Raw genomic sequence first — 24,813 nt, 5'->3', positions numbered from 1 at the left:
GCGTGGCCATGGAAACGCAGCTCGTCGAACTCGACCTCGCGGACTGGAACGCGGCCACGCCCAACGAGGCATGGATCGCCGAACTGGAAGCGGGCAAGGTGCTGTACTTTCCGCGCCTGGGCTTCGAGCTGCTGCCCGAAGAGCGCAGCCTGCTCACGCCGAGCCTGCTGTCGCCCGACGTGCGCAACATCAGCCTCGACGCCAACGGCAAGCTCAAGGGCGCTGTCGGGGACGAGGAAGTGCAGCGCAAGGCCACGGCAATGGTGGGGCGGTTTCGCGCGCAGGCGCAGCAACTCATCCATGGCCTGCTGCCGCACTACACGCCAGCCTTGCGGCTCGCGCCGACCAGCTACCGGCCGGCACAGGTCGAGACGCGCGTGCAATCGTGGCGCGCCGACGACCGGCGATTGCACGTCGATGCGTTTCCTTCGCGGCCCAACTATGGCGAGCGCATCCTTCGGGTGTTCACCAACGTGAACCCTGAAGGCGCGCCGCGCGTGTGGCGCGTGGGCGAACCTTTCGAGGACATCGCCAAGCGCTTTCTGCCGCGCGCCAAACCCTATGTGCGCTGGCAGGCGAAGCTGCTGCAGGCGCTGCATGTGACCAAGTCGTTCCGCAGCGAATACGACCACCTGATGCTGCAGCTGCACGACGGCATGAAATCGGACATGGCCTACCAGGAAAATTCGCCGCAGGAGAAGGCCGAATTTCCGCCGGGTTCGGTGTGGGTTTGCTTTTCCGACCAGACCTCGCACGCCGTCATGGCGGGCCAGTACATGCTCGAGCAGACCCTTCATCTGGCTGCGTCGAAGCAATACAATCCGGATTCGAGCCCGCTCGCCATCCTGAGCCGGCTGACCGGACGCACACTCGTCTGATCCTTTCCCCCAATCGACCGCCGAACGGCAGCGTTCGGCGGTTTCGCTTTATGGAGAACCAAACATGGCCACCATTCCAATTACCAAGCGCGGTGCCGAAAAGCTGCGCGCCGAGCTGCATCAGCTCAAGACCGTGGACCGCCCCTGGGTCATCAACGCGATTTCCGAAGCCCGCGCGCAGGGCGACCTGAGCGAAAACGCCGAGTACGAGGTCGCCAAGGACCGCCAGGGCTTCATCGAAGGCCGCATCCAGGAAGTCGAAGGCAAGCTGTCGGCCGCGCAGATCATCGATCCGGCCGAACTCGACGCCGGCGGCAAGGTGGTGTTCGGCTCCACGGTGGAACTCGAGGAAGAAGAAACCGGCGAAGCGGTCAAGTACCAGATCGTCGGCGAGGACGAAGCCGACCTGAAGCTCGGACTCATCAATATCTCCAGCCCGATCGCGCGTGCGCTCATCGGCAAGGAAGAGGGCGACGTCGCCGAGGTGCAGGCCCCGGGCGGCCTCAAGCGCTACGAGATCGTGGCGGTTCGCTACATCTGATTCACGCCCGATGAAAGACCGCCTCGCGCTGTTGCTCGCCGCCTTCTGGTGGGGCAGCCTCACGACGATCGGCTTTCTGGTCGTGCCGATGCTTTTCGCACGGCTCGGCAACCCCGCCGTGGCGGGCAATTTCGCAGGGCAATTGTTCGAGGCGCAGAGCTGGATCGCCATCGGCTGCGGCCTGCTGCTGCTGGTTCATTTCAGGACCAAGATGGACGACCGCATCGACAACGCGTCGATGACCGCCATCTTCCTGATACTGGGTGCCTTGCTGCTGGCACTGCTCCAGCAATACGCCGTGGCACCCCGGATTCTTGCGCGCGACAACCTGAAGCTCTGGCACGCCGTGGGAAGCGGCATGTACCTGGTTCAGTGGCTGTGCGCGGGTACGCTGCTGTGGCGCATGGGCGCTGCCAAGGCTTCCGCCGCAAGCTGAGGACCGGCGGCGGCGCTGCCGCTCGGCCGCCCCTGTCCGTTCAGCTCATTCCTTCCAGAACTTCGCGATCCAGTTTGCCCGCCGGATGTAGCGGAAAGTCCGGTTGCGGCGACCCGCCAGCGCATCCGGCGGATTGCATTCGCCGTGGAACACCATGATGCGCGCGCCTTCGGGCACGAAGGGCTCTTCCCAGTAGTTGGTCGGCCAGGTGGGTATGCCGTGGTACTTGAAGCTCGGGCACCAGGCCGCGGGCCAATAGCCCAGCTTGCCCTGCTTGTGCATCATGGCGGACAGGTAGGTCTGCTCGTTGCGGTACTCGGCCTGCACCTTGTCCATGTTGTCGCGAAAGTACGCCAGCACGTCGGCATGGGCACCGAGTTCAAAGCGGTAGACCGACGAATTGCCGGTGATCCGCTGTCGCCGCCAGGGGCGCGCGTAGTCGTGAATGATCAGGAACTCGCCGGGATGCTCGAAGAATGCATCGAGGCTGCCGACGATCACCACGTCCACGTCTAGGAAGAGGGCGGTGCCGCGCAGGCCGTGCAGGTCTTTTTCGAAGGTGGTGAGCTTCTTCCATGCGCCGTCGCGCTGGCCCGGCGCCAGCTGCAGGTTGAGTGGAGGAATCGGCAGGCACGTCACTTCGGGGCGAATGCCGGTGCCGTCGTCCGTCAGGCACACGAACTTGAAGTCGCCGCTCAGGTTGCGGCGCACCATGGCGTAGAGGCGGTTGACGTATTCGGGGCCGTATTTCGTGCCCCACTTCATGCAGAGGATATGGCGCTGGGCGCCTTGCGCTGGCACCAAGTTCAGTCTGCCTGGTTACGCTTCTTGGCCGAAAGCGGCCGCTTCGCCTTGGCGCGCTTGATGGTGCCGCCGGGGGTGAGCCGCTGGTTGCCGAGCACGCGCAGGGTCTTGATTTCGGGGCGCTGGCCGCCGCGCTTGCTGTACTTCAGCACCTTGATGTCGCGCGGGCCGGGCATGCGGTCTTCGTCGACCACGCGCTCCTTCTCGGGCTTGGGGCGCCACAACACCAGCAGCTTGCCGATGTGCTGGATGGGCGCCGCGTCGAGTTCATCGGCGAGTTCCTGCAGCATGGCGTCGCGCGCCAGGCGGTCGTCGGAAAAGACGCGGATCTTGATCAGGCCGTGGGCCTTGAGCGCCGCATCGGCCTCTTTTTTAACGGCAGGGGTCAGCCCGTCTCCACCGACCATGACGATCGGATCCAGGTGGTGAGCTTCGGCGCGGTGCACCTTGCGCTCGGCAGGGGTAAGTTGAATGGCGGGCATCCCCGTATTATCGAGGGTAGAAAGCAACCTCTCGAAACGCCGGGCCGCTTCCAAGGCGAATACCGCAGCGCGAAGCACGAGAGGCCACCCATGAGCACCAAGGCAAAAAGCAAAAAAGTCAACAAGGCGTGGCTGCACGACCACATCAACGATCCGTACGTGAAGCTGGCCACGCGGGAGGGGTACCGCGCACGCGCCGCCTACAAGCTCAAGGAAATCGACGAGTCGCTGGGGTTGGTCAAACCGGGCCAACTGGTGGTCGACCTGGGTTCCACGCCCGGCGCCTGGAGCCAGTACCTGCGGCGGCGCATGTCGCCGGACGGCGCCGCAGCCGGGGAATTGAACGGCACGATCATTGCACTGGACATCCTGCCGATGGAGCCCATCGAGGGCGTGACCTTCCTGCAAGGCGATTTCCGCGAGGCGGAGCTGCTGGAGCAGGTGCTGGGTGTGCTGGCGGGCCGCAAGGCCGACCTGGTGGTTTCGGACATGGCGCCCAACCTCTCGGGCATTCACTCGGCCGACGCCGCCCGGGTTGCGCACCTGATCGAGCTTGCAATCGACTTCGCCCAGCACCACCTGAAGCCCGAAGGGGCGCTGGTGGCCAAGCTCTTCCATGGCAGCGGCTACGACGAGCTGGTAAAGCTGTTCAAGGCGAATTTTCGCACCGTGAAGCCCTTCAAACCCAAGGCCTCGCGCGACAAATCGTCCGAAACCTTTTTGGTCGGCATGGGTCTGAAGGCTCAGGAAACGCTTTGATACCTTGACGCTGCAACCCCTTGAACGGGCCGCCAAGGGTGTCAATGGGGGGCAAACCCTTCGGAGGCTATGGCTGCATTAGGGAAATGCCGGCTTTTCGTAGCTTGAAAAGCCTAAAATGGGGCGCAATTGCGTACCCACAGCGCGTTCTTTTCACAATCTTGTCACGCGCTTTCGACTGGAGCTTCGTTTGAACAATCAGTGGTTTTCCAAAGTTGCCGTATGGCTCGTCATTGCCATGGTGTTGTTCACTGTATTCAAGCAGTTCGACACCCGCGGCGGCGTCGGCTCGGGGACGGTGAGTTATTCGGAATTCCTGGATCAGGTCCGAAACAACCAGATCAAGAGCGCCGTCATTCCTGAAGGCGCGGGCGGCGGAGAAATCATCGCCGTCACCAACGACGATCGCAAGATCCGCACGACGGCCACGGTGCTCGACCGCGGCCTGGTGGGCGACCTGATCGACCACAACGTCAAGTTCGACGTCAAGCCGCGCGAAGAGGGCTCGCTCCTCATGACGCTCCTGGTGAGTTGGGGCCCGATGCTGCTCCTGATCGGCGTCTGGATCTATTTCATGCGCCAGATGCAGGGTGGCGGCAAGGGCGGGGCGTTCAGCTTCGGCAAGAGCAAGGCCCGCATGATGGACGAGAACAACAACACGGTCACTTTTGCCGACGTCGCAGGCTGCGACGAGGCCAAGGAAGAAGTCCGTGAAGTGGTCGACTTCCTGAAAGACCCGCAGCGCTTCCAGAAGCTCGGCGGCCGCATTCCGCGCGGCCTGCTGCTGGTCGGCCCTCCGGGTACCGGCAAGACCTTGCTCGCCAAGTCGATCGCCGGCGAAGCCAAGGTGCCGTTCTTCTCGATCTCGGGCTCCGACTTCGTTGAAATGTTCGTCGGCGTGGGCGCGGCCCGTGTGCGCGACATGTTCGAGAACGCCAAGAAGAACGCTCCTTGCATCATCTTCATCGACGAAATCGATGCGGTGGGCCGCCAGCGCGGCGCCGGCCTGGGTGGCGGTAACGACGAGCGCGAACAAACCCTGAACCAGATGCTGGTCGAGATGGACGGTTTCGAAACCAATCTCGGCGTGATCGTGGTGGCTGCAACCAACCGCCCCGACATTCTTGACGCCGCGCTGCTGCGCCCCGGCCGTTTCGACCGTCAGGTGTACGTGACGCTGCCCGACATCCGCGGCCGCGAGCAGATCCTAGGCGTGCACATGCGCAAGGTGCCGCTCGGCCAGGACGTGAACCCGAGCGTGATCGCGCGCGGTACGCCCGGCATGTCCGGCGCCGACCTGGCCAACCTGTGCAACGAAGCTGCCCTGATGGCTGCGCGCCGCAATGCGCGCGTCGTCGAAATGCAAGACTTCGAGAAGGCCAAGGACAAGATCTTCATGGGCCCCGAGCGCAAGAGCATGGTCATGCCCGAGGAAGAGCGCCGCAACACGGCGTACCACGAGTCCGGCCACGCCCTCATCGGCAAGCTGCTGCCCAAGTGCGACCCTGTCCACAAGGTCACCATCATTCCGCGTGGCCGCGCCCTTGGCGTGACCATGAGCCTGCCGGCGCAAGACCGCTACAGCTATGACCGCGAATACATGCTGAACCAGATCAGCATGCTGTTCGGCGGCCGAATCGCCGAAGAAGTGTTCATGCACCAGATGACCACCGGCGCCAGCAACGACTTCGAGCGCGCGACCTCCATTGCCCGCGACATGGTCACGCGCTACGGCATGACCGATGCGCTCGGCCCGATGGTCTATGCCGAGAACGAAGGCGAAGTGTTCCTGGGCCGCTCGGTCACCAAGACCACGAACATGAGCGAGCAGACCATGGAAAAGGTCGATGCCGAAGTCCGCCGCATCATCGACGAGCAGTACGCTCTGGCGCGCCGCCTCATCGAGGAAAACAGCGACAAGATGCACGCCATGGCCAAGGCCCTGCTCGAGTGGGAAACCATCGACAGCGAACAGCTTGACGACATCATGGCCGGCCGAGCACCGCGTCCGCCCAAGGACTGGACGCCGCGCATTCCGCCCTCGGGCAGCGGCGGCAGCGGCGGTACGCCGGCTGTCAATCCGGATCCGGCACCGACAGCTGCCTGAAGTGCATCCGGCTTCACACAACAACGGGGCCCTTGGCCCCGTTTTTCATAGCGAAGGTGCCCCATGACGGCAGCTTCGTCGACCTGGCAGACCGCACGATTCGCCATCGATCTCGCGCAGCCGCGCGTGATGGGCATCGTCAACGTCACCCCCGATTCGTTTTCCGACGGCGGGGCGCATGCCTCCACCTCTGCCGCGCTGCAGCATTGCGAACAGTTGCTGAAAGAGGGCGCCGACATCCTCGACATTGGTGGCGAGTCGACCCGGCCCGGCAGCCCGGCCGTGCCGCTCGATGCCGAACTGGCGCGCGTGCTGCCGGTGGTGCGCGAGGCGGTCAAGCTGCGCGTGCCTCTTTCCATCGACACCTATAAGCCTGAGGTCATGCGCGCGGTGCTCGATCTCGGCGCCGATATCGTCAACGACGTCTGGGCGCTGCGGCAGCCCGGTGCACGCGAAGCCGTGGCGGCGCATCCTTCGTGCGGCGTTTGCCTGATGCACATGCACCGGGATCCGCAAACCATGCAGACCGCGCCCATGCAGGGCGACGTGCTCTCCCAGGTGCTGGCGTTCTGGGCCGAGCAAGTGGCGCAACTTCGTTTGCTGAACGTCGATCCGTCGCGAATCACCTTGGACCCCGGTATTGGTTTCGGCAAGACGGTGGCGCAAAATTTTGCCCTGCTGGCACGCCAGCGTGAATTGCTCGAGGCCGGTTATCCGCTGCTGCTGGGCTGGTCGCGCAAATCTTCGATCGGCACCGTCAGCGGCATTCCGGCCGCGGCCGAGCGCCTGGTGCCCAGCGTGACGGCGGCAATGCTCGCGGTGGACCGCGGCGCGGCCATCGTGCGGGTGCATGACGTGCGCGACACCGTGGCCGCACTCGCCGTGTGGCGGGCCATGAAGGCCGAAGAGCCGCAGGCGGGTGCACCAGCTTCAAACAATCGACAACAAGAACAAACCTCATGACCCGTAAATACTTTGGCACCGACGGCATCCGCGGCACGGTCGGCCAGTCGCCTATCACTCCTGATTTCGTCTTGCGCCTTGCGCATGCAGTGGGCCGCGTGCTCAAGAAGAGCCAGTCGCGCCCGACAGTGCTGATTGGCAAGGACACGCGCATTTCGGGCTACATGCTTGAATCGGCGCTGGAATCGGGCTTCAACTCTGCCGGTGTCGACGTGGTGTTGCTGGGCCCGCTGCCCACGCCGGGCGTGGCCTACCTCACGCGCGCGCAGCGCGCGAGCCTGGGCGTGGTGATCAGCGCGAGCCACAACGCCTACCCCGACAACGGCATCAAGTTTTTCAACGCCCACGGCAGCAAGCTCGACGACGAATGGGAGCTCGCGGTGGAGGCCGCGCTCGAAGAGGCACCCGTGTGGGCAACCTCGGCAGAACTCGGCAAGGCGCGCCGCCTCAACGACGCGCCCGGCCGCTACATCGAGTTCTGCAAGAGTACCTTCGCCAACGACCTGACGCTGCGCGACATGAAGCTCGTGATCGATGCGGCGCATGGCGCGGCCTACCAGGTGGCGCCGAATGTGTTCCATGAGCTGGGGGCCGAGGTCACCAGCATCGGCTGCGCGCCGGACGGGCTCAACATCAACAAGGGCTTTGGCGCGACCCACCCGGCCGCCTTGGTGGAGGCCGTGACGTCACAAAAGGCCGACTACGGCATTGCGCTCGACGGCGACGCCGACCGGCTGCAACTTGTCGACGCGAGCGGACGCCTTTTCAACGGCGACGAACTGCTCTACCTCATGGTGGCCGAGCGCATTGCGCGCGGAGAAAAGCCCGTCGGCGTGGTCGGCACCCTCATGACCAACAAGGCCGTCGAGGTCGCGCTGCGCAACCAGGGCATCGAATTCGTGCGCGCCAAGGTGGGCGACCGGTACGTGCTCGAAGAGCTCGACAAGCGCGGCTGGCTGCTCGGCGGCGAAGGCTCCGGCCACTTGCTGGCGCTCGACCGCCACACCACCGGCGACGGCATTGTGAGCGCGCTTCAGGTGCTGCAAGCCTGCGTGCGCAGCGGCAAGACGGTGGCGCAACTGCTGGCGGACATCACGCTGTTTCCGCAGACCCTCATCAATGTTCGGCTCACGCCCGGACAGGATTGGAAGAGCAACAAGGCGCTGGCCAGCGAAACGCAGCGTATCGAGGCCGAACTTGGCGACGGCGGCCGCGTGCTGATCCGTGCGAGCGGCACCGAGCCGCTGGTGCGCGTGATGGTCGAGGCACGCGACGCGAAGCAGGCGGAGTCTTGCGCCAAACGCCTTGCCGCGACGCTCGAGCCCGCACAGTGACGGCGATGATCGAAGTCGTGCTGGTGGACTACGGCAATCCCGCGCATTCGGCCGCGCTGGTCGATTTGCTCGATGCTTATGCGCAGGACCCAGCCGGCGGCGGCACGCCGCTCGAGGCCGAGGTGCGCGCCGGCTTGCCCGCTGCGTTGGCAGCGCGGCCGCAGGCCTTCAGCGTGCTGGCTTACGACGCTACGCAGCCCGTGGGGCTCATCAACTGCATCGAAGGTTTTTCGACCTTTGCGTGCAAGCCGCTGGTCAATGTGCACGACGTCGTCGTGCTGCCCAGCCATCGCGGCCGGCGGGTTGCGCAACGCATGTTCGAACGGGTGGAGCAGGAGGCCCGTGCGCGCGGTGCCTGCAAGCTCACGCTGGAAGTGCTGTCTGGCAATGCATCGGCGCTGCGGAGCTACGAGCGTGAAGGATTCAGCGGCTATCAGCTCGATCCGGCGTTCGGGCACGCGGTGTTTTTGCAGAAGAAGCTCTGAAAAAGAAAAGGCCGAGGCGAACTGGTCGCCGTCGGCCCTCACCCCAACCCTCTCCCGGAGGGAGAGGGGTAAATGCAGATCAGAAGCGCGTGACGGGTGCCTCGGCTTCGGTCTTGCCGGGCGCGTACTTGCCCAGCTCCCACTTTGCAATTGCATTGCGGTGCACTTCGTCCGGGCCGTCCGCAAAGCGCAGCGTGCGCGCGCCGGCGTAGGCGTAGGCCAGCGGAAAGTCGTCGCACATGCCGCCGCCGCCATGCACCTGCATGGCCCAGTCGATCACCTGGCAGGCCATGCTCGGCGCCACCACCTTGATCATCGCGATCTCGTTCTTCGCAACCTTGTTGCCGGCCACGTCCATCAGCCAGGCGGCCTTGAGCGTGAGCAGGCGCGCCATGTCGATCTTGCAGCGTGCCTCGGCAATGCGCTCTTGTGTCACGGTCTGCGAAGCGACCGTCTTGCCGAACGCCACGCGCGAAGAAGCGCGCTTGCACATCAGCTCGAGCGCACGCTCTGCCAGGCCGATCAGGCGCATGCAGTGATGAATGCGTCCGGGGCCAAGGCGGCCTTGGGCAATTTCAAAGCCGCGGCCTTCGCCCAGCAGGATGTTGTCGACCGGCACGCGCACGTTCTCGAAGTACATCTCGACGTGGCCGTGCGGCGCATCGTCGTAGCCCATGACGTTGAGGGGGCGCACGATGCGAATGCCCTTGGCATCGGCCGGCACGATCACCATGCTCTGCTGTGAATGCCGTGGCGCATCGGGGTCGCTCTTGCCCATGGTGATGAAGACGGCGCAGCGTGGGTCGGCGGCGCCTGAAATCCACCACTTGTGGCCGTTGATCACGTACTCGTCGCCCTGGCGCTCGATGCGGGTCGAGATGTTGGTGGCATCGCTGGAGGCCACGTCAGGTTCGGTCATGGCGAAGGCCGAGCGGATCTCGCCTTCGAGCAGCGGCTTGAGCCAGCGTGCCTTGATGGCCTCCGAGCCGTAGCGGGCAATGGTTTCCATGTTGCCGGTGTCCGGCGCCGAGCAGTTGAAAGCCTCGGACGCCCATTGCACGCGGCCCATGATCTCGGCCAGGGGTGCGTATTCCTGGTTGGTGAGGCCCGCGCCTTCATAGCCCGAGGCGGAGGCGCTGTCGACCGGCAGGAACAGGTTCCACAGTCCCTGGGCCTTGGCCTTGGCCTTGATCTTCTCGACGGTCTTGAGCGCGGTCCAGCGCTTGCCCGCGGCCGTGTTGGCGGCCAGCTCGGCGGCGTACTCGGCTTCGGCCGGGTAGATGTGCTCGTCCATGAACGCGGTGACGCGTTTCTGCAATTCCTTGGTCTTGGCCGAATATTCGAAATCCATGCTGTCTCCTGGTGGGGTTTTGGGGCTGGTTACGCCTTTTGGGCAAACTGCCAGGCCATCTCGGCCATCGGTCGCGCGCCGCGGGCGGAGGCCACGGCTTGCTCGCTCGACGCGGTACCGGCCTCGACCCGCTTGGCAATGCCTTGCAGGATCGCGGCCATGCGGAACAGGTTGTAGGCCTGGTAGAAGTTCCAGTCGGGCGCCAGCGCCTCAGGCGTGCTGATGCGCGTGCGCTCGCAGTAGCGGCGGATGTATTCGCTTTCGGTGGGAATGCCCAGCGCCTTGACATCCACGCCGCCGATGCCGCGGCCGGTGGTGGGAGGCATGTGCCAGGACATGCAGTGGTAGCTGAAGTCCGCCAGCGGGTGGCCCAGCGTGGAGAGCTCCCAGTCGAGCACCGCGATGATTCGCGGCTCCGTGGCGTGGAACATCACGTTGTCGAGACGGTAGTCGCCATGCACGATCGAGACCTTGCTCTCGTCGCGTGCGCTGGCCGGCATGTGGGCGGGTAGCCAGTCGATCAGGCGTTCCATGGCGTCGATCGGCTGCGACAGTTCGCCGGCGCCATCGGTCGAGGCCTTGTATTGCTTGCTCCAGCGGCCGATCTGGCGCTCGAAATAGTTGCCCGGTTTGCCGTAGTCGGCGAGGCCGCGCTCGGCAAACTTCACGGTGTGCAGCGCCGCGATGACGCGGTTCATCTCGTCGTAGTAGGCCGCGCGCTCGGTGTTGGTGAAGCCGGGCAGCGACTGGTCCCAGAGCACGCGGCCTTGCATGAACTCCATCACGTAGAAGGCACGGCCGATGATGGATTCGTCCTCGCACAGGCAGTGCATGCGCGGCACGGGCACATCGGTGCCGGCAAGACCACTCATGACCTTGAACTCGCGCTCGACCGCATGGGCCGAGGGCAACAGCTTGGCAACGGGGCCGGGCTTGGCGCGCATCACGTAGCTCTGCGTGGGCGTCACCAGCTTGTAGGTGGGGTTCGATTGCCCGCCCTTGAACATTTCGACGGTGAGCGGGCCCTTGAAGCCGTCGAGGTTCTTCGTGAGCCAGGCTGCAAGCGCTTCGATGTCGAATGCATGCTGCTGCGAAACGGCGCGGGTGCCGATGAAGTTCGAGAAGTCCTGGCTCATGTCTCAGTCTCTTTTTGGTTTTCTCAGGTCTCAGCTTCGGAGACACGCATCAGGGCCGCGCGATCCAGCACGACCAGCCCGCCCGGCTCGATCCGGATGGTGCCCTCGCGCTCCATGGTCTTGAGTTCCTGGTTGACGCGCTGGCGCGAGGCGCCGAGCAGCTGCGCGAGTTCTTCCTGCGCCAGCTGCAGGCCGATGCGCGTCTGGCTGCCGTCTTCCAGGTTGGGCACGCCGTAGCTGCGCACCAGGTGAATAAGCTGCTTGGCCAGCCGTGCGCGCAAGGGCAGGGTGTTGAGGTCTTCCACCAGCCCGAACAGCGTGCGGATACGGCGCGCCTGCAGCCGCATCAGCGCTTCGTACAGCTCCACGTGCGTCGCCAGGATTTTCTGAAAGTCGGCCCGCGCTACGCAGAGCACCGTGGTGTCGCCGTGCGCGTAGGCATCGTGCGTGCGCCGGTCCCCGTCGAACATCGCCACGTCCCCGAACCAGATGCCTGGCTCCACATAGGTCAGCGTCACCTGCTTGCCCGACACGGCCGTCGAGCTCACGCGCACCGCGCCCTTGGCGCAGGCAATCCAGTGATCGGGCGGATCGCCGCGGGCGGCGATCAGGTCGCCGTCCTTGTAGCGTTTGACAAAAGCACATCGAAGAATGTCGTGCCGTAGCGATGGAGAGAGAGAAGAAAACCAGCGACCACTGTTGATCGCTTCACGTTCTTCGATGGTAAGAATGGGGTCGTCCATTGGTCTGTCCTGTCGGCGACTGAAAGGCTGAAGGGTGTCACGGGAGTGACGTCGTGCCGCTATTCGTACTGCGGCGGCTTCTTATCGAGAAAAGCGGCAATGCCGATGCCGGCATTCGGATGGTGAAGGTTGCGAACGAAGTGATCGCGCTCCTGCGAGAGCTGCGACGCAAAGGTGGCGCCGCGCGCCTCGCTGAGCAGCTCCTTGATGCTGGCCAGCGAGTTCGGTGCGCGGGCATTGAGCTTGGCCGCAAGCGCCAGCGCGCTTGCGAGCGCCTGGCCGTTTTCGCTCAGCTCGTTGACCAGCCCCAGCGCATGCAGCCGCGGTGCGCCGATGCGCTCGCCGGCCATCAGCCATTCGCTGGCCAGCTGGCGCGGCAACGCCTGGCCCAAGTGCCAGCTCAGGCCGCCGTCGGGCGAGAGCGCCACATTGCTGTACGACGCCGCAAAAATCGCATCGCGTGCAGCCACCACGAAGTCGCAGGCCAGCGCCAGCGAAAAGCCCGCGCCGGCCGCCGCACCTTCGACCGCCGCAATGATCGGCTTTGGAAAGGTGCGGATGGAGTCGATCCAGTTGTGCAGGCCCTCGATGCTTTCGGCCTGCACCGAAGGGTCGCGCTGGCGATTGTCGGACAGCCGCTGCAGCGAGCCGCCGGCGCAGAACCACGCGCCTTCGCCCACGATGACGACGCTGCGGATCTCGTCGCTGCTTTCGGCGCCGTTGAGCGCCTCGATGCCTGCAGCGTAGATCTCGGGGCCCAGTGCGTTGCGCTGGGTCGGGTTGGCGATCGTCAGCACCATGGTGCGTCCTTCGCTGGTGCTCTTGAGTTCGGCGGTCATCGCTGTCGTGCTTTCTGGGTGTTTCGTTTATTTATTCTTCTTCGTGCAGCAGGCTCAGGCCGATTGCACCGCGGCGGCGCAGCCACGGGCTCGGGCGATAGCGCGGATCGCCGTAGACGGTCTGCAGGTTGAACAGCACCTCGAGCATGTTGGTCGGCCCGTACAGGTTGCCCATGGCCAGCGGGCCACGCGGATAGCCAAGGCCCAGCTGTACGGCCGTTTCAAGATCGGCCGGCGAGCACACGCGCTGCTGGCACATGTCGGAGGCGATGTTCACGATGGTGCCGATCACGCGCTGCGTGACGAAGCCGCCGCTGTCGCGGATCACGCTCACGGCCTTGCCGTCGCGCGCAAAAAGGGCGTGCGCCGCATCGCGGATGTCGCGCCGCGTGGCCGGGTTGGTGGCGAGCACGCGGCGCTTGGTGGCGGCATCGTCGATCAGCATGTCGATGCCGACGGTGCGCGTCGCGTCCAGGCGCTCGACCGCGGCCACTGTGGTCACGTCGAAGCCCAGCGGCGCCACCAGGATGAGCGAAGTGGGCGCGGCGGTGGCACCGCTGTCGATCTGGGCGCCCAGCGTATTCACCAGCCGCAGCAGCTCGGCGCGGCGCGCGGCACGCGGCGAAACCCACACCGGAGGCAGCGCTGCCACGGTGGGAGGCGCGGCTTCGGCAGGCTGCTGCATCACGCCGTCGTTGTAGTTGTAGAAACCTTCATTGGTCTTGCGGCCGAGCACGCCTGCGGCCAGCCGCTGCGCGGTGATCACGCTGGGGCGGAAGCGGGGCTCTTCGTAGTACTGGCGATAGATCGATTCCATCACTGGATGCGACACGTCGAGCGCCGTCAGGTCCATCAGCTCGAACGGGCCAAGGCGAAAACCGGCCTGGTCCTTCAGGATGCGGTCGATGGTGGCGAAGTCGGCCACGCCTTCGCCCACGATGCGCAGTGCCTCGGTGCCGTAGCCGCGGCCGGCGTGATTGACGATGAAACCGGGGGTGTCTTGCGCCTGCACGGCGCTGTGGCCCATCTGCACCGCATAGCCGGCCAGCTGCTTGCAGACCTCGGCGGACGTCTTGAAGCCCGCCACCACCTCGACCACCTTCATCAGCGGCACCGGGTTGAAGAAGTGAAAGCCCGCCACGCGCTCCGGGTGCTTGAGCCCGGCCGCAATGGCCGTGACCGAAAGCGACGAGGTGTTGGTCACGAGCGTGGCCGTAGGTGCAACAACCGATTCGAGCTCACGGAACAACGAGCGCTTGACCTCGATGTCTTCGACCACCGCTTCGATCACGAGATCGCATGCGGCCAGGGCTGCCACGGAATCGACCGCCTTGACGCGGGCGATTTGCGCATCGCGCGCCGTGGCATCGATCTTGCCCTTTTCGTGCAGCTTGTTCCATTGCGCCGCGAGGGCTTCGCGCCCGCGCTCCGCGGCACCTTCAAAACTGTCGAGCAGCAGCACTTCGCTGCCCGCTTGCGCGGCGATCTGGGCGATGCCTCGGCCCATGGCGCCAGCGCCGACGACGCCGATCCGGGTGTAGTTCACTGTCATTGGAAGAAGATTTTCGCTGGTTGAGGTGTATCCGGGCCTGATTGCAGGCGGGGGCGCGGAGCTTGCACAGCCTTCGATTTTGCAGCCACCGGGCGCGGCGGCTTCCCGGGTTTTACGCGGGGCTGCGCTGTCAGGCTGTGCGGCGGCTGCGATCGATGGCCACGCTCAGGCCGATGGCCAGCAGCAGCAGCGCGAGGCCGACCCAGTTCATCCATGCCACCGCATCATTGGCGAGCAGCCATCCGCCCAGCCCGGCGCCCACGGCCTGGCCGATGTAGATGCCCGAGCTGTTGAGGGCCACCGAGCCCGGGGCAAGAGCAGGCGCCAGGCCCACCAGCCGCGCCTGCTGCGCCGAATTGGTGGCAAAGCACCCCAGGCCCCACGGCACGAGAACGGCCGCAAGCCAGGGGAGCGTGCCTGCCCACGGCCAGAGGAAGAGACTGAGCGCGATCAGCGAACTCGTCAGGAGCACCATGCGGCCCGCGCCCACGCGGTCGATGAAGCGGCTCACCAGCATGTTGCCCAGCAGCCCGAAAACGCCGAACAGGGCCCACATCAGGCTCAGCGTGGTGGGGTCCGCGCCGAAGTCCTGCTTGAGGATGGGGCCGAAATAGCTGAACAGGACGAACTGCCCGGCGCCCTGCAGCGCCGTGACCGAGACAATGCCCATCAGCACCGGGCTGCGGAGCACGCGTGACCACGCGGCTGCCGTGAGCGCCGCGGGGCGGATGCCGCGCGGAAGCGTCAGCCAGATCGACACCGCGCTCACGATGCTGAGCACTGCGACCGCCGTGAAAGCCATGCGCCAGCCCAGGTGGCCGCCAATCAGCGCGCCGAGCGGCAGGCCCAGCACCGAGGCCATCGACCAGCCGAGGAAGACGAAGGTCACGGCCCGCCCGCGCTGTTCCGGCGGCACCAGCATGCCCGCGCAGGCCGCGGCCTGCGGCGTGAAGATGGCCGGAGCCACCACGGTGAGCATGCGCACCGGCAGCAGGGCGCCAAAGCTCGGCATCAACGCCGCAACGATGTGCCCGGCGGCATACCAGACAAGGGTGAGGGCCAGCAGCTGGCGCCGGTCCCAGCCCGCGACCACGGCCGCCAGCAATGGTGCGCCGAGGCACATCACAACCGCGGCAACAGTGATCAGCTGGCCCGCGGTAGCCACGGTAACCGCCAGCGACGTGCTGATTTCATTGAGCGTGCCGGGCACCACCATCACGCCCGTGCCGATCACGAAATTGCCGGCCAGCAGCGCCCAGAGCGCGCCCCGGGGCGAAGGCCGGTTCACTGAAGGACCTTCGCCTTCGGCTGCGGTACTCGCCTTGGGGCGGCCCGGCGGCTCATGAAATCACCGGCGAACCTGCAGCGCGCCCGGATTCACGATGTTGGTGGGGTTGCCCTTGATGAAGCTCACCACGTTGTCGAAGGCCTGCCCGAAATAGCTCTCGTAGCTGTCTTGCTCCACGTAGCCGATATGCGGTGTGCAGATGCAGTTTTCGAGGCGCAGGAGCGCGTGCCCCTGCAGCGGCGGCTCGCTCTCGAACACGTCGACCGCCGCCAGGCCCGGACGGCCGCGGTTGAGCGCTGCCAGCAGGGCATCGGGTTCGACCAGTTCCGCGCGCGATGTGTTGACGAAGAGCGCCGTCGGCTTCATGCGCGAAAGGTCTTCGAGCGTGACCAGGCCCATGGTTTCTTCGTTCAGCCGCAGGTGCACCGACAGCACATCGGCCGCGGCAAAGAACTCGTGCCGGTTCTGCGCCACCTGGAAGCCGTCGGACCGGGCCTTGGCGCAGCTTGCCTCGCGGCCCCAGATGACGACCTGCATGCCGAAGGCTTGGCCGTAGCGCGCCACCAGCTGGCCGATGCGGCCGTAGCCCCAGATGCAGAGGGTTTTGCCCTTGAGCACCGAGCCCAGACCGAAGTTGGGCGGCATCGAAGCCGACTTGAGCCCCGATTGCTGCCACGCGCCGTGCTTGAGGTTGCTGATGTACTGCGGCAAGCGCCGCATGGCCGCCATGATCAGCGCCCAGGTGAGTTCGGCGGGCGCTTGGGGAGAGCCGGTGCCCTCGGCCACAGCCACACCCCGTTCGGTACACGCTGTGACGTCGATATGGTTGCCCACGCGCCCCGTCTGCGAAATGAGCTTGAGCTTGGGCAGCTTTTCGATCAGCTGGCGCGAGATATGGGTGCGCTCGCGGATCAGCACGATCACGTCGGCGTCCTTCAGGCGGATTGACAGTTGACCAATGCCCTTGACCGTGTTGGTGTAGACCTTGGCCGCGTACGCGTCCAGCTTGGTGGCGCAGCGCAGCTTGCGCACGGCGTCCTGGTAATCGTCGAGGATCACAATGTTCATGGCGTGCCATTGTGCCTCGCAGCATTGGCATGACGCGCGTGTGAACGTTTGGATACCCGCCCCGGGCAATGGTCACCGGGGGGTGCATGGCCTCAATGCAGGCGTGTGGAAGCGGGCGCGGTGCTCACGGCTTCCATGGCCTCGAGTGCCGCCAGGCGGTCGAGTTCGGCGCAAACGTCGGCCATGCGGCCGGAAATCACCATGCGGTTGGTGCTGCGCTTTTCGCCCTGGAGGCCGTCCACCACGCGAATGACGCGCAGAGGCCGTGCGGGTGCGGGAGCCGCATCAGCCGAGGCGGCTGGACCATGGGTCCGGGCCGTGCATGACGGCCGGACCGCGACGTAGCGCAAGCCTGCGGAAGCACTGCTGCTGTCGTGGCGGCGCGGGCGACGGGCCGGCAGCAGCCGGCTTGCGAGCGATTGCAGCGGCATCCACAAATCAACGATGGCGAGGAGGGCGATTCCCATGTGAACTCCAAAAAAGTCTGAGGTTGAACACAGGCAGGATTTCTTTGATCGGGCGCAACAGGGTGATGGCGACTTAGCGCCATACGCCCGCCACCTGTTGCGACCGGATGGGTGCTGCTTTCGGCAGGCCGCAGGGCCTACATCAGCATGGTGTTGCGAATGAGGCCGACCGCCAGGCCTTCGATTTCGAACGGCTCGCCGGGCTGGACCACGATGGTCGGGTAGTCGGGGTTTTCGGCGTGCAGCTCGATGACCTGCTTGTTGCGCTTGAGGCGCTTGACCGTGACTTCGTCGCCGAGGCGGGCCACCACGATCTGGCCGTTGCGGGCTTCCTTGGTGGCTTGCACCGCCAGCAGGTCGCCGTCCATGATGCCGGCGTCGCGCATGGACATGCCGCGCACCTTCAGCAGGTAGTCGGGCTGGCGCTGGAACAGCGTGTTCTCGACGTAATAGGTCTGGTCGACATGTTCTTGCGCGAGGATGGGCGAACCCGCCGCCACACGGCCGATGAGAGGCAGTGCCAATTGCGCCATGCCGGGCAGCGAAAGCGAGAACTGGTTGTTGCGCGACTCGTTGAGCGAACGCAGCGCATCGCCCTTGAGCCGGATGCCGCGCGAGGTGCCGCTGACGAGTTCGATGACGCCCTTGCGGGCCAGCGCCTGCAGGTGCTCTTCGGCCGCGTTGGCCGACTTGAAGCCCAGCTCATTGGCGATTTCTGCCCGCGTGGGCGGAGCGCCGGTGCGTGCGATGGCGCTCTGGATCAAGTCCAGGATTTGCTGCTGGCGGGCGGTAAGCTTCACGGCGAACTGCATATGTTGTTCCTTGCGGCACTGGCTAGATATCCAGTACCTGTATTTTTAACCAGTTTTTAAAAGTTGGCAAGCCATGGTTAATTCGCTCTCGCCGAGCCTGCGGCGCATTGTGGTTCTGGGAACGGGCGGCACCATTGCGGGCCGTGCCGCCAGCGGTGGCGACAACATCGGCTACACCGCCGGGCAAGTGGGCGTGGCAGACCTGCTCGGCGGCATCGAGGCGCCCGAAGGCCTGGCGCTTGCGGCCGAGCAGGTGGCGCAGCTCGACAGCAAGGACATGGAACCCGACGTCTGGCTGCAGCTCGCCCGGCGTTGCGCTTTCTGGCTGGCCGAGGCCGATGTGGCCGGCGTGGTGATCACGCACGGTACCGACACGCTCGAGGAAACCGCCTTCTTTCTTCAGGCCGTGCTTGCGCCCGGCAAGCCCGTGGTGCTGACCTGCGCCATGCGCCCGGCCAGTTCGCTTTCGCCCGATGGCCCGCAGAACGTGCGCGACGCCATCGCGGTGGCAGCCACGCCGGCCGCCCGAGGTGTGACGGTGGTCTGCGCAGGCGCAATCCACAGTGCCTTCGATGTGCAGAAGGTGCACACCTATCGGCAGGATGCGTTTGCTTCGGGCGATGCCGGTCCGGTGGGCTATGTGGAGGAGGGGGCGGTACGGCGGGTGCGGGACTGGCCTGAGTCGCCGGCGCGCTCGAAGCTTCTCGAAGCCGGCGAAGGCGCGGCGATGCAATGGCCGAGGGTCGAAATCCTCACCAGCCACGCCGGTGCGACCGGCGCCATCGTCGACTTGCTGCTTCAGGAGCGGGCGATGGGCGTCGTCGCCGAGCCGATGCGCGGGCTGGTGCTGGCCGCAACTGGCAACGGCACGGTGCACCATGCGCTGGAGGCTGCCGCGCTTCGCGCGCAGGATGCGGGCGTCGCCGTGCTGCGCGCCACACGTTGCGCGAGCGGGCGCATTCTTCCGAGGCCTGATGACAAGCTGCGCGATGCCGGTGCTTTGACGCCGGTCAAGGCACGGATCGCGTTGATGCTGGAACTGATCGGAACAGCCGCCTGAGGGCCGCGGGCACAAGCGGGCAGGCGCGCAAGCTGCCATGGCAACCCGCCTGCCTGCTGAACTTCAGTTGCTCAGTGCAGCCAGTGCGCGCTGGGTGATCTCTTCGACCGTGCCGACGCCCTTGATGGCGCGGTATTTAGGCGCCGAGGCCGGATCGGCCTTGGCCCAGGCCGAGTAGTAGTCGACCAGCGGACGCGTCTGCTGGCTGTACACCTCGAGCCGCTTGCGCACGGTTTCTTCCTCGTCGTCCTTGCGCTGGATCAGTTCTTCGCCCGTGATGTCGTCCTTGCCCTCGACCTTCGGCGGATTGAACTTCACGTGATAGATGCGGCCCGATGCGGGGTGCGAGCGGCGGCCGCTCATGCGTTCGATGATGTCGCTGAAGGGCACGTCGATTTCGAGCACGTAGTCGAGCTTGACGCCCGCTGCCTTCATCGCGTCCGCCTGCGGAATGGTGCGCGGGAAGCCGTCGAACAGGAAGCCGTCGGCGCAATCGGGTTGCGCGATGCGTTCCTTCACGAGGTTGATGATGAGGTCGTCGCTCACCAGGCCACCCGATTCCATGACCGCCTTGGCTTGCTGGCCGAGCGGTGTGCCGGCCTTGACGGCTGCGCGCAGCATGTCGCCGGTCGAAATTTGAGGAATGCCGTACTTCTGGCAAATGAAGGCCGCTTGCGTGCCTTTGCCCGCCCCGGGCGCGCCCAGCAAAATTAGTCTCATGGTGTCCTCGGACGGTTCTTAGATCTTGTGTCGCGCCAAGCGCCGGCCCGGGAGCCGTGCAAGGCGGAATTGCGTCGAGGATAGCATGCGTGAGCGTGAAGAATTTCCGTTACAGCCACCCTGTGGCGCACGCTTCAGGGTGTCGGCTTGGCTGCGAACAGTGCGCGCACGCGGGCCAGGTCTTCTGGAGTGTCGATGCCCGGTCCGGGAGCCGCGTGGGTGACATGCACAGCGATGCGATGCCCGTGCCAGAGCGCTCGCAGTTGCTCCAGCGCCTCGGTCGCCTCGACCGGAGCCGGCGGCAAGGAAGGGAATTGGCGCACGAAACCCGCGCGATACCCGTAGATGCCGATGTGGCGCAGCGGAGCCGGACTGGGCAGCGCCGTCGGCACGCGGTTGACGGCGCCGTCACGCCACCACGGAACGGGGGCGCGGCTGAAGTACAGCGCGTTGCCTTGCGCATCGAGCACCGCCTTCACCACGTTCGGGTTCAGGAAGTCGTCGAGCGAATCGATCTCATGGGCCGCGGTACTCATGGCGGCTTCCGGACGAAGGGCGAGCGCCGACGCAACAGCGTCGATCAACGCAGGGTCGATCAGCGGCTCGTCGCCTTGCACATTGACGACGATGTCGTCGCCGTCGAGTGCGAGTTGTTCGCAGGCCTCGGCAAGGCGGTCGGTGCCGCTCGGATGGTCCTGGCGCGTGAGGATGGCCTCCACGCCGTGCTGCTTGCAGGCTGTGACGATGGAAAGGTCGTCCGCGGCAACCACCACCCGCAGCGCGGTCGATTGGCTCGCGCGCTGTGCCACGCGCACCACCATGGGCAGGCCGGCGATGTCCGCCAGCGGTTTGTTGGGTAGCCTGGTCGAAGCCAGGCGCGCCGGCACCAGAACGGTAAAGCTCACAGCCCCAGCTCTTCGTCGGACAGCGTGCGCGCCTCGTTCTCGAGCAGCACCGGAATCCCGTCGCGCACCGGATAGGCGAGGCGGGCGCTGCGCGAGCAGAGCTCCTGCTTTTCGGCGTTCCAGGTCAGCGGGCCCTTGGTGACGGGGCAGACGAGCAGTTCAAGCAGCTTGGTATCCATCGAGCGATGATAGCTTTGCGTCGAGCGCGGCGAAGAATTCCGGCGCGGGTGCAAACTGCAGCGGCACGGCAAGCGCGCCGGGAGCTTTGCGCCACAGCTTGACCGCGTCTTTTTCGGTGCAGAGCAGCAGGTGTCCGGCGCCGGAAGGGGCTTGCCAGCCATCGAAATCGAAGTGGTCGGGCAGCGCGATCGTCTCGGCCAGCGTCAGGCCGCGCGCCCGCAGCATTTCGAAAAACGCCTCGGGCCGTGCAATGGCCGCGAGCGCGATCACCGCCTTGCCGGTGAGGGTGCTCAGCGGCACGCGTTTGCCGTCGCTCGCCACGGCGTCCTGCGCCAGTGCGCGAGTGGCGGTGTAGCCGCCGCCGAATGCCGGCCGCTCGCCGCTGTGAAGCACCAGGTCGCACCGGCGCGGCCAAGGCTCGCGCAAGGGGCCGGCGGGCAGCCGCCAGCCATTGCCGATTCCGCGGTCGTCGAACACGCAAATCTCGATGTCGCGCCCAAGCGCCAGGTGCTGCAGCCCGTCGTCGCTCACGATGACTTGCGTCGTCGGGTGCCGGGCCAGCAGGGCCTGCGCGGCTTCGGCGCGGCGCCGCGCCACGAAAACGGGCGCGCCGGTGGCATGGCGGATCAGCGCCGGCTCGTCGCCGACGTCTTGCGGATCGCTTTCGTCCAGCACCTCACGGCAGTCGCCGGTGCGGCGGCCGTAGCCGCGCGAGATCACACCAACCTGCAAACCGCGAGCCTGCAGATGCCGAACCACGGCCATCACGACCGGCGTCTTGCCGGCGCCGCCCGCGATGACGTTGCCGACCACGATCACGGGCACCGGTACGCGCTCGGTTTTCAGCCAGCCGAGCCGGTAGAACCAGCGCCGCACCGCAAAAAGCGCCGCATAAAGAAGCGACAGAGGCCACAGCAGGCAGGCCAGCACACCGCGCTGCAGCCAGGCGCGCTGCAGCTGGGAGGCCGGTGCGCCGGTACTGCTGCTGCGGCCGTGGGGCGGCACTCAGCGTCCTGCTTGCGCCGTCGACTGGGCTGCGAAGGTGATCTGCACCAGCCCCGCGCGGCGCGCCGCTTCCATGACCGTGATCACGGCCTGGTGCGGGCTGCTGGCGTCGGCGCTGATGATGACCACGCTGTCCTTGCCGCCCGTGGCTGCCGCACCGAGGGCTGCGGCCACAGTTGCCACGTTGCGGTCGGCCACGGGCGTCTTGTTGATCGAGTAGCGGCCGTCCGCGGACACCGCCACGATCACTTCCTTGGGGTAGTCGCGCTGCGAATCGACATCCGCCGTCGGCAGGCGCAGTTGCATCTCCGTGAACTTGCTGTAGGTGGTCGACAGCATCAGGAAGATGAGCACCACCAGCAGCACGTCGATGAACGGGATCAGGTTGATCTCGGGCTCGTCGCGCGCCCCATGGCGGAAATGCATGCGGCCTCGGCTCATGCCAGGTCTCCGATGGCAGTGACAGGCAGGGGAGCCATCATTTCCGCAGCGCGTTCAGGTGGCGCGCAAAGCGCTCGCCGGAGAGTTCCAGGTTCAACAGGTATTCGTCGACCCGGCTACGGAAATAGCGCCAGAAGATCAGCGTCGGAATGGCCACGATCAGGCCGAAGGCCGTGTTGTAGAGCGCAATCGAAATACCGTGCGCCAGCTGCGCCGGGTTGCCCGAACCCACCGCGCCGCTTCCGGGCGACTGCGAGCCGAAGATCTCGATCATGCCGATCACCGTGCCCAGGAGCCCGAGCAGCGGCGCCGCCGACGCGATGGTTGCCAGGGCGGGCAGGTAGCGCTCCAGCTTGTGCGCCACGGTACGGCCCGAGGCTTCCATGGCTGCGCGCAGGTCGTCTTCGGTGCAGCGCGGGTTGGCGTTGAGTGCCCGTAGCCCGGCGGCCAGCACTTGGCCGAGCATCGAATTGCGTTCGAGCTTGGTCACCACGTCCGGGCCCGGAACCGCGCCGTGGGAGACGGTCATGGCCTCGTCGAGCAGTTTGGGCGGAAGCACCTTCACGGTCTTCAGGCTTGTGAAACGTTCTATAACCAGCGCGAGCGCGATGACCGAACAAGCGAGCAATGGCCAAATCGGCCAGCCCGCGGCAACTATGATGGAAAACAAGAAAATCCTCCGGCCCGTAGACTGCAAATGCGCGGCGATTATCCACCGAGCCCACCATCGCCACGCGGCTTGTTTGCATGTAAGCAAAGACGCACAGATTCTGTGGATAACTTTGTGACTAACCCGATGCGCAACAGCTCCGGACCCGCATGGGACGGGCCTCCCATTAGATCGATTGAATTTTGAGCAGCACTTTTTTTAATGAAATCAACGGCTTGCACGACAAACCGTGCGCCTGTTTCGCATCGGGGGCTCACGGCCGGTGGGTGGCCGCTCACTGTGGAAGAGTGGCTGCCGGCCACTTGTGCGATTTGTGAACTTGCGTGAACCGAATACCACACCGGCCTCCCGGATCTGGGCTGTCGGCGCGTTGTGCCGCGCGGTTGCCGATGCGCTCGACGCGCGGTTCAACCCGGTCGCGGTGCGCGGCGAAATCTCGGGTTTTTCGCGCGCTTCAAGTGGACATTGTTACTTTGCGCTCAAGGACGCGTCCGGCCAGCTGCGCTGCGCGATGTTCCGGCGCGCGGCCAGCCTGCTCGATTTTTCGCCGCGGGACGGTGACCAGGTCGAGGTGCGTGGGCGCTTGGCGGTGTACGAACCGCGTGGCGATCTGCAACTGGTGGTCGAAAGCCTGCAGCGCGCGGGGCAGGGGGCCTTGTTCGAGCAGTTCCTGCAGCGCAAGGCGCGGCTCGAAGCCGAAGGGCTTTTCGATGCCGCGCGCAAGCGGGCGCTGCCCACCATGCCGCGCTCGGTGGGCCTGGTCACCTCTCTCGGCGCGGCGGCCTTGCACGACGTTGTCACGGCGCTGCGGCGCCGCGTTCCGCATATTCCGGTGGTTTTGGCGCCGGCGGCGGTGCAGGGCGCCGGTGCGCCGGCCGAGCTCGTTCGTGCGCTGCAATCGCTCTACGTCTTGGAGCCGGCCGTCGACGTGATCCTGCTGGTGCGGGGCGGCGGCTCCATCGAGGATCTCTGGGCTTTCAATGACGAAACCCTGGCCCGCACCATCGTCCAGAGCCCCGTGCCCCTGGTCTGCGGCGTGGGGCATGAAACCGACTTCACCATTGCCGACTTTTGCGCCGATCTGCGCGCGCCCACGCCCACCGCGGCGGCGGAACTCGTCAGTGCTCCGCAGGCGATGTGGCTCGGTGCAATCGACCTGCTGGAAGAGCGGCTCGGCGATGCGGTGGGTGCGCGACTCGACGCGCTGGGCCAGCGGCTCGACCAGGCGGCGGCGCGACTCGGCCGTCCCTCGGCGCTCGTGGCGCGCCAGCAGCTTCGGTTGGCGCACCATTCGCAGCGGCTGCACTACGCATTGCGATCGAGAGCCGAGCGTCTTGCCCAGGTGCCACGCTCGATTTCGGCTGATTTCCCGTTGAAGCTCGAGCGCGCGCTGGCGCACCGGCGCGAGCGCCTCGAGCGCGTGGCCTTGCGCCTCCGTCTGCTCGACCCGGCCCTGGTGCTGCAGCGCGGCTATGCCTGGCTCACCAGCCCCGACGGCCGCGCCATCGTCAGCGCAAAGAAACTGAAGGCGGGCGACGCCGTGGTTGCGCGGCTTGCCGATGGGTCGGTCGACCTGACCGTCACGCCCGGCGAGACGGGACCACGTCCGACGCCGGGTGCGTAATTCCTTTCTAGAATCCTTTATTCCCCGCAACCAACCCACGAGAAAAAACCATGGAACATGTGCTCCCACCCCTGCCATATGCGCTTGACGCGCTGGCACCCGAGTACTCGAAGGAAACCCTCGAGTACCACTACGGCAAGCACCACAACGCCTACGTGGTGAA

27 protein-coding genes and 1 pseudogene are annotated in these 24,813 nt (G+C 65.7%); 11 read left to right on the top strand and 17 right to left on the bottom strand.

What is annotated here, in order from left to right; genetic code table 11:
• The first annotated feature begins 8 nt into the window (after positions 1–8).
• From V9L20_RS17985 to V9L20_RS17975, 3 genes are all read left to right on the top strand, one after another.
• Positions 9–878, top strand: a complete 870-nt coding sequence (locus V9L20_RS17985; RefSeq protein ID WP_337297629.1) for a Kdo hydroxylase family protein — start codon at positions 9–11, stop codon at positions 876–878.
• Positions 879–942: 64 nt separating this feature from the next.
• Positions 943–1,419, top strand: a complete 477-nt coding sequence (greA, locus tag V9L20_RS17980) for a transcription elongation factor GreA (protein ID WP_126749827.1) — start codon at positions 943–945, stop codon at positions 1,417–1,419.
• A 10-nt stretch (positions 1,420–1,429) separates the two neighbouring features.
• Positions 1,430–1,855 (top strand): DUF4149 domain-containing protein, encoded by a 426-nt coding sequence (locus tag V9L20_RS17975; protein ID WP_337297628.1) that lies wholly within the window; start codon positions 1,430–1,432, stop codon positions 1,853–1,855.
• A gap of 45 nt (positions 1,856–1,900) precedes the next feature.
• Here V9L20_RS17975 and V9L20_RS17970 read toward each other — a convergent pair whose 3' ends face one another.
• Both V9L20_RS17970 and V9L20_RS17965 read right to left on the bottom strand, forming a co-directional pair.
• Positions 1,901–2,620, bottom strand: coding sequence for a glycosyltransferase (locus tag V9L20_RS17970; protein WP_337297627.1), 720 nt, complete (start codon positions 2,618–2,620; stop codon positions 1,901–1,903).
• A gap of 41 nt (positions 2,621–2,661) precedes the next feature.
• Positions 2,662–3,141, bottom strand: coding sequence for a YhbY family RNA-binding protein (locus V9L20_RS17965; RefSeq protein ID WP_258506656.1), 480 nt, complete (start codon positions 3,139–3,141; stop codon positions 2,662–2,664).
• A 90-nt stretch (positions 3,142–3,231) separates the two neighbouring features.
• Here V9L20_RS17965 and V9L20_RS17960 point away from each other — a divergent pair, with 90 nt between their 5' ends.
• The 5 genes from V9L20_RS17960 to V9L20_RS17940 all read left to right on the top strand — a co-directional run bounded on the left by V9L20_RS17960 (position 3,232) and on the right by V9L20_RS17940 (position 8,789).
• Complete coding sequence (locus tag V9L20_RS17960; protein ID WP_157614149.1) at positions 3,232–3,900, top strand: RlmE family RNA methyltransferase; 669 nt, start codon at positions 3,232–3,234, stop codon at positions 3,898–3,900.
• A 190-nt stretch (positions 3,901–4,090) separates the two neighbouring features.
• Positions 4,091–6,007 (top strand): ATP-dependent zinc metalloprotease FtsH, encoded by a 1,917-nt coding sequence (ftsH, locus tag V9L20_RS17955; protein WP_126749832.1) that lies wholly within the window; start codon positions 4,091–4,093, stop codon positions 6,005–6,007.
• Between the two features lie 63 nt (positions 6,008–6,070).
• On the top strand, positions 6,071–6,970 hold the full coding sequence (folP, locus tag V9L20_RS17950; protein WP_337297626.1) for a dihydropteroate synthase: 900 nt from the start codon (positions 6,071–6,073) through the stop codon (positions 6,968–6,970).
• Positions 6,967–8,304 carry a phosphoglucosamine mutase gene (glmM, locus tag V9L20_RS17945; RefSeq protein WP_337297625.1) on the top strand — a complete coding sequence of 446 codons (1,338 nt, stop codon included), beginning with the start codon at positions 6,967–6,969 and terminating at the stop codon, positions 8,302–8,304. The genes folP and glmM overlap by 4 nt, the downstream gene beginning before the upstream one ends.
• A 5-nt stretch (positions 8,305–8,309) precedes the next feature.
• Complete coding sequence (locus V9L20_RS17940) at positions 8,310–8,789, top strand: GNAT family N-acetyltransferase (RefSeq protein ID WP_337297702.1); 480 nt, start codon at positions 8,310–8,312, stop codon at positions 8,787–8,789.
• 79 nt (positions 8,790–8,868) lie between these two features.
• On the opposite strand, the gene V9L20_RS17935 is transcribed toward V9L20_RS17940, so the two are convergent.
• From V9L20_RS17935 to lexA, 9 genes are all read right to left on the bottom strand, one after another.
• Positions 8,869–10,140 (bottom strand): acyl-CoA dehydrogenase family protein, encoded by a 1,272-nt coding sequence (locus V9L20_RS17935; protein ID WP_258506648.1) that lies wholly within the window; start codon positions 10,138–10,140, stop codon positions 8,869–8,871.
• 29 nt (positions 10,141–10,169) lie between these two features.
• A complete protein-coding gene (locus V9L20_RS17930; protein ID WP_337297624.1) occupies positions 10,170–11,276 on the bottom strand; it encodes a phosphotransferase in 1,107 nt (368 codons plus the stop codon).
• Positions 11,277–11,299: 23 nt separating this feature from the next.
• Positions 11,300–12,019, bottom strand: coding sequence for a Crp/Fnr family transcriptional regulator (locus tag V9L20_RS17925; RefSeq protein ID WP_126749836.1), 720 nt, complete (start codon positions 12,017–12,019; stop codon positions 11,300–11,302).
• Between the two features lie 59 nt (positions 12,020–12,078).
• Complete coding sequence (locus V9L20_RS17920; RefSeq protein WP_337297623.1) at positions 12,079–12,858, bottom strand: oxepin-CoA hydrolase, alternative type; 780 nt, start codon at positions 12,856–12,858, stop codon at positions 12,079–12,081.
• A gap of 31 nt (positions 12,859–12,889) precedes the next feature.
• The gene (locus V9L20_RS17915; RefSeq protein ID WP_337297622.1) at positions 12,890–14,410 is read right to left on the bottom strand and encodes a 3-hydroxyacyl-CoA dehydrogenase; all 1,521 of its coding nucleotides are present in this window, start codon (positions 14,408–14,410) and stop codon (positions 12,890–12,892) included.
• Positions 14,411–14,540: 130 nt separating this feature from the next.
• Positions 14,541–15,698, bottom strand: a complete 1,158-nt coding sequence (locus V9L20_RS17910) for an MFS transporter (protein ID WP_337297621.1) — start codon at positions 15,696–15,698, stop codon at positions 14,541–14,543.
• A 60-nt stretch (positions 15,699–15,758) separates the two neighbouring features.
• Positions 15,759–16,766, bottom strand: coding sequence for a D-2-hydroxyacid dehydrogenase family protein (locus V9L20_RS17905; protein WP_126749840.1), 1,008 nt, complete (start codon positions 16,764–16,766; stop codon positions 15,759–15,761).
• Positions 16,767–16,858: 92 nt separating this feature from the next.
• The gene (locus tag V9L20_RS17900) at positions 16,859–17,233 is read right to left on the bottom strand and encodes a hypothetical protein (protein ID WP_337297620.1); all 375 of its coding nucleotides are present in this window, start codon (positions 17,231–17,233) and stop codon (positions 16,859–16,861) included.
• A 137-nt stretch (positions 17,234–17,370) separates the two neighbouring features.
• Positions 17,371–18,045 (bottom strand): transcriptional repressor LexA, encoded by a 675-nt coding sequence (gene lexA / locus V9L20_RS17895; protein WP_093023612.1) that lies wholly within the window; start codon positions 18,043–18,045, stop codon positions 17,371–17,373.
• 73 nt (positions 18,046–18,118) lie between these two features.
• Between lexA and V9L20_RS17890 the strand changes: the two genes are divergently transcribed.
• On the top strand, positions 18,119–19,105 hold the full coding sequence (locus V9L20_RS17890) for an asparaginase (RefSeq protein ID WP_337297619.1): 987 nt from the start codon (positions 18,119–18,121) through the stop codon (positions 19,103–19,105).
• A 63-nt stretch (positions 19,106–19,168) separates the two neighbouring features.
• Here the strand turns inward: V9L20_RS17890 and adk are convergent, their stop codons facing one another.
• The 6 genes from adk to V9L20_RS17860 all read right to left on the bottom strand — a co-directional run bounded on the left by adk (position 19,169) and on the right by V9L20_RS17860 (position 23,026).
• On the bottom strand, positions 19,169–19,825 hold the full coding sequence (gene adk, locus V9L20_RS17885) for an adenylate kinase (RefSeq protein WP_126749844.1): 657 nt from the start codon (positions 19,823–19,825) through the stop codon (positions 19,169–19,171).
• Positions 19,826–19,959: 134 nt separating this feature from the next.
• The gene (gene kdsB, locus V9L20_RS17880) at positions 19,960–20,730 is read right to left on the bottom strand and encodes a 3-deoxy-manno-octulosonate cytidylyltransferase (RefSeq protein ID WP_337297618.1); all 771 of its coding nucleotides are present in this window, start codon (positions 20,728–20,730) and stop codon (positions 19,960–19,962) included.
• Entirely contained in the window at positions 20,727–20,909 is a 183-nt protein-coding gene (locus tag V9L20_RS17875) for a Trm112 family protein (RefSeq protein WP_013541700.1), read from the bottom strand. Before V9L20_RS17875 ends, kdsB begins: the two co-directional genes overlap by 4 nt.
• A complete protein-coding gene (lpxK, locus tag V9L20_RS17870) occupies positions 20,890–21,915 on the bottom strand; it encodes a tetraacyldisaccharide 4'-kinase (RefSeq protein WP_337297617.1) in 1,026 nt (341 codons plus the stop codon). The genes V9L20_RS17875 and lpxK overlap by 20 nt, the downstream gene beginning before the upstream one ends.
• A complete protein-coding gene (locus V9L20_RS17865) occupies positions 21,916–22,341 on the bottom strand; it encodes an ExbD/TolR family protein (protein ID WP_258508452.1) in 426 nt (141 codons plus the stop codon).
• A gap of 52 nt (positions 22,342–22,393) precedes the next feature.
• On the bottom strand, positions 22,394–23,026 hold the full coding sequence (locus tag V9L20_RS17860; RefSeq protein ID WP_126749848.1) for a MotA/TolQ/ExbB proton channel family protein: 633 nt from the start codon (positions 23,024–23,026) through the stop codon (positions 22,394–22,396).
• A 313-nt stretch (positions 23,027–23,339) separates the two neighbouring features.
• On the opposite strand from V9L20_RS17860, the gene xseA reads away from it, so the two are divergent.
• Both xseA and V9L20_RS17850 read left to right on the top strand, forming a co-directional pair.
• Entirely contained in the window at positions 23,340–24,650 is a 1,311-nt protein-coding gene (gene xseA / locus V9L20_RS17855; RefSeq protein WP_337297616.1) for an exodeoxyribonuclease VII large subunit, read from the top strand.
• A 50-nt stretch (positions 24,651–24,700) separates the two neighbouring features.
• Positions 24,701–24,813, top strand: a pseudogene (locus tag V9L20_RS17850) (superoxide dismutase [Fe]); the annotation flags it as partial.

The sequence above is a fragment of the Variovorax sp. CCNWLW225 genome, from assembly GCF_037204045.1.
GTDB lineage: Bacteria > Pseudomonadota > Gammaproteobacteria > Burkholderiales > Burkholderiaceae_C > Variovorax.
The sequence above is the reverse complement of the archived record's forward strand: the minus strand, read 5'-3'. Positions and strand labels throughout refer to the sequence as shown.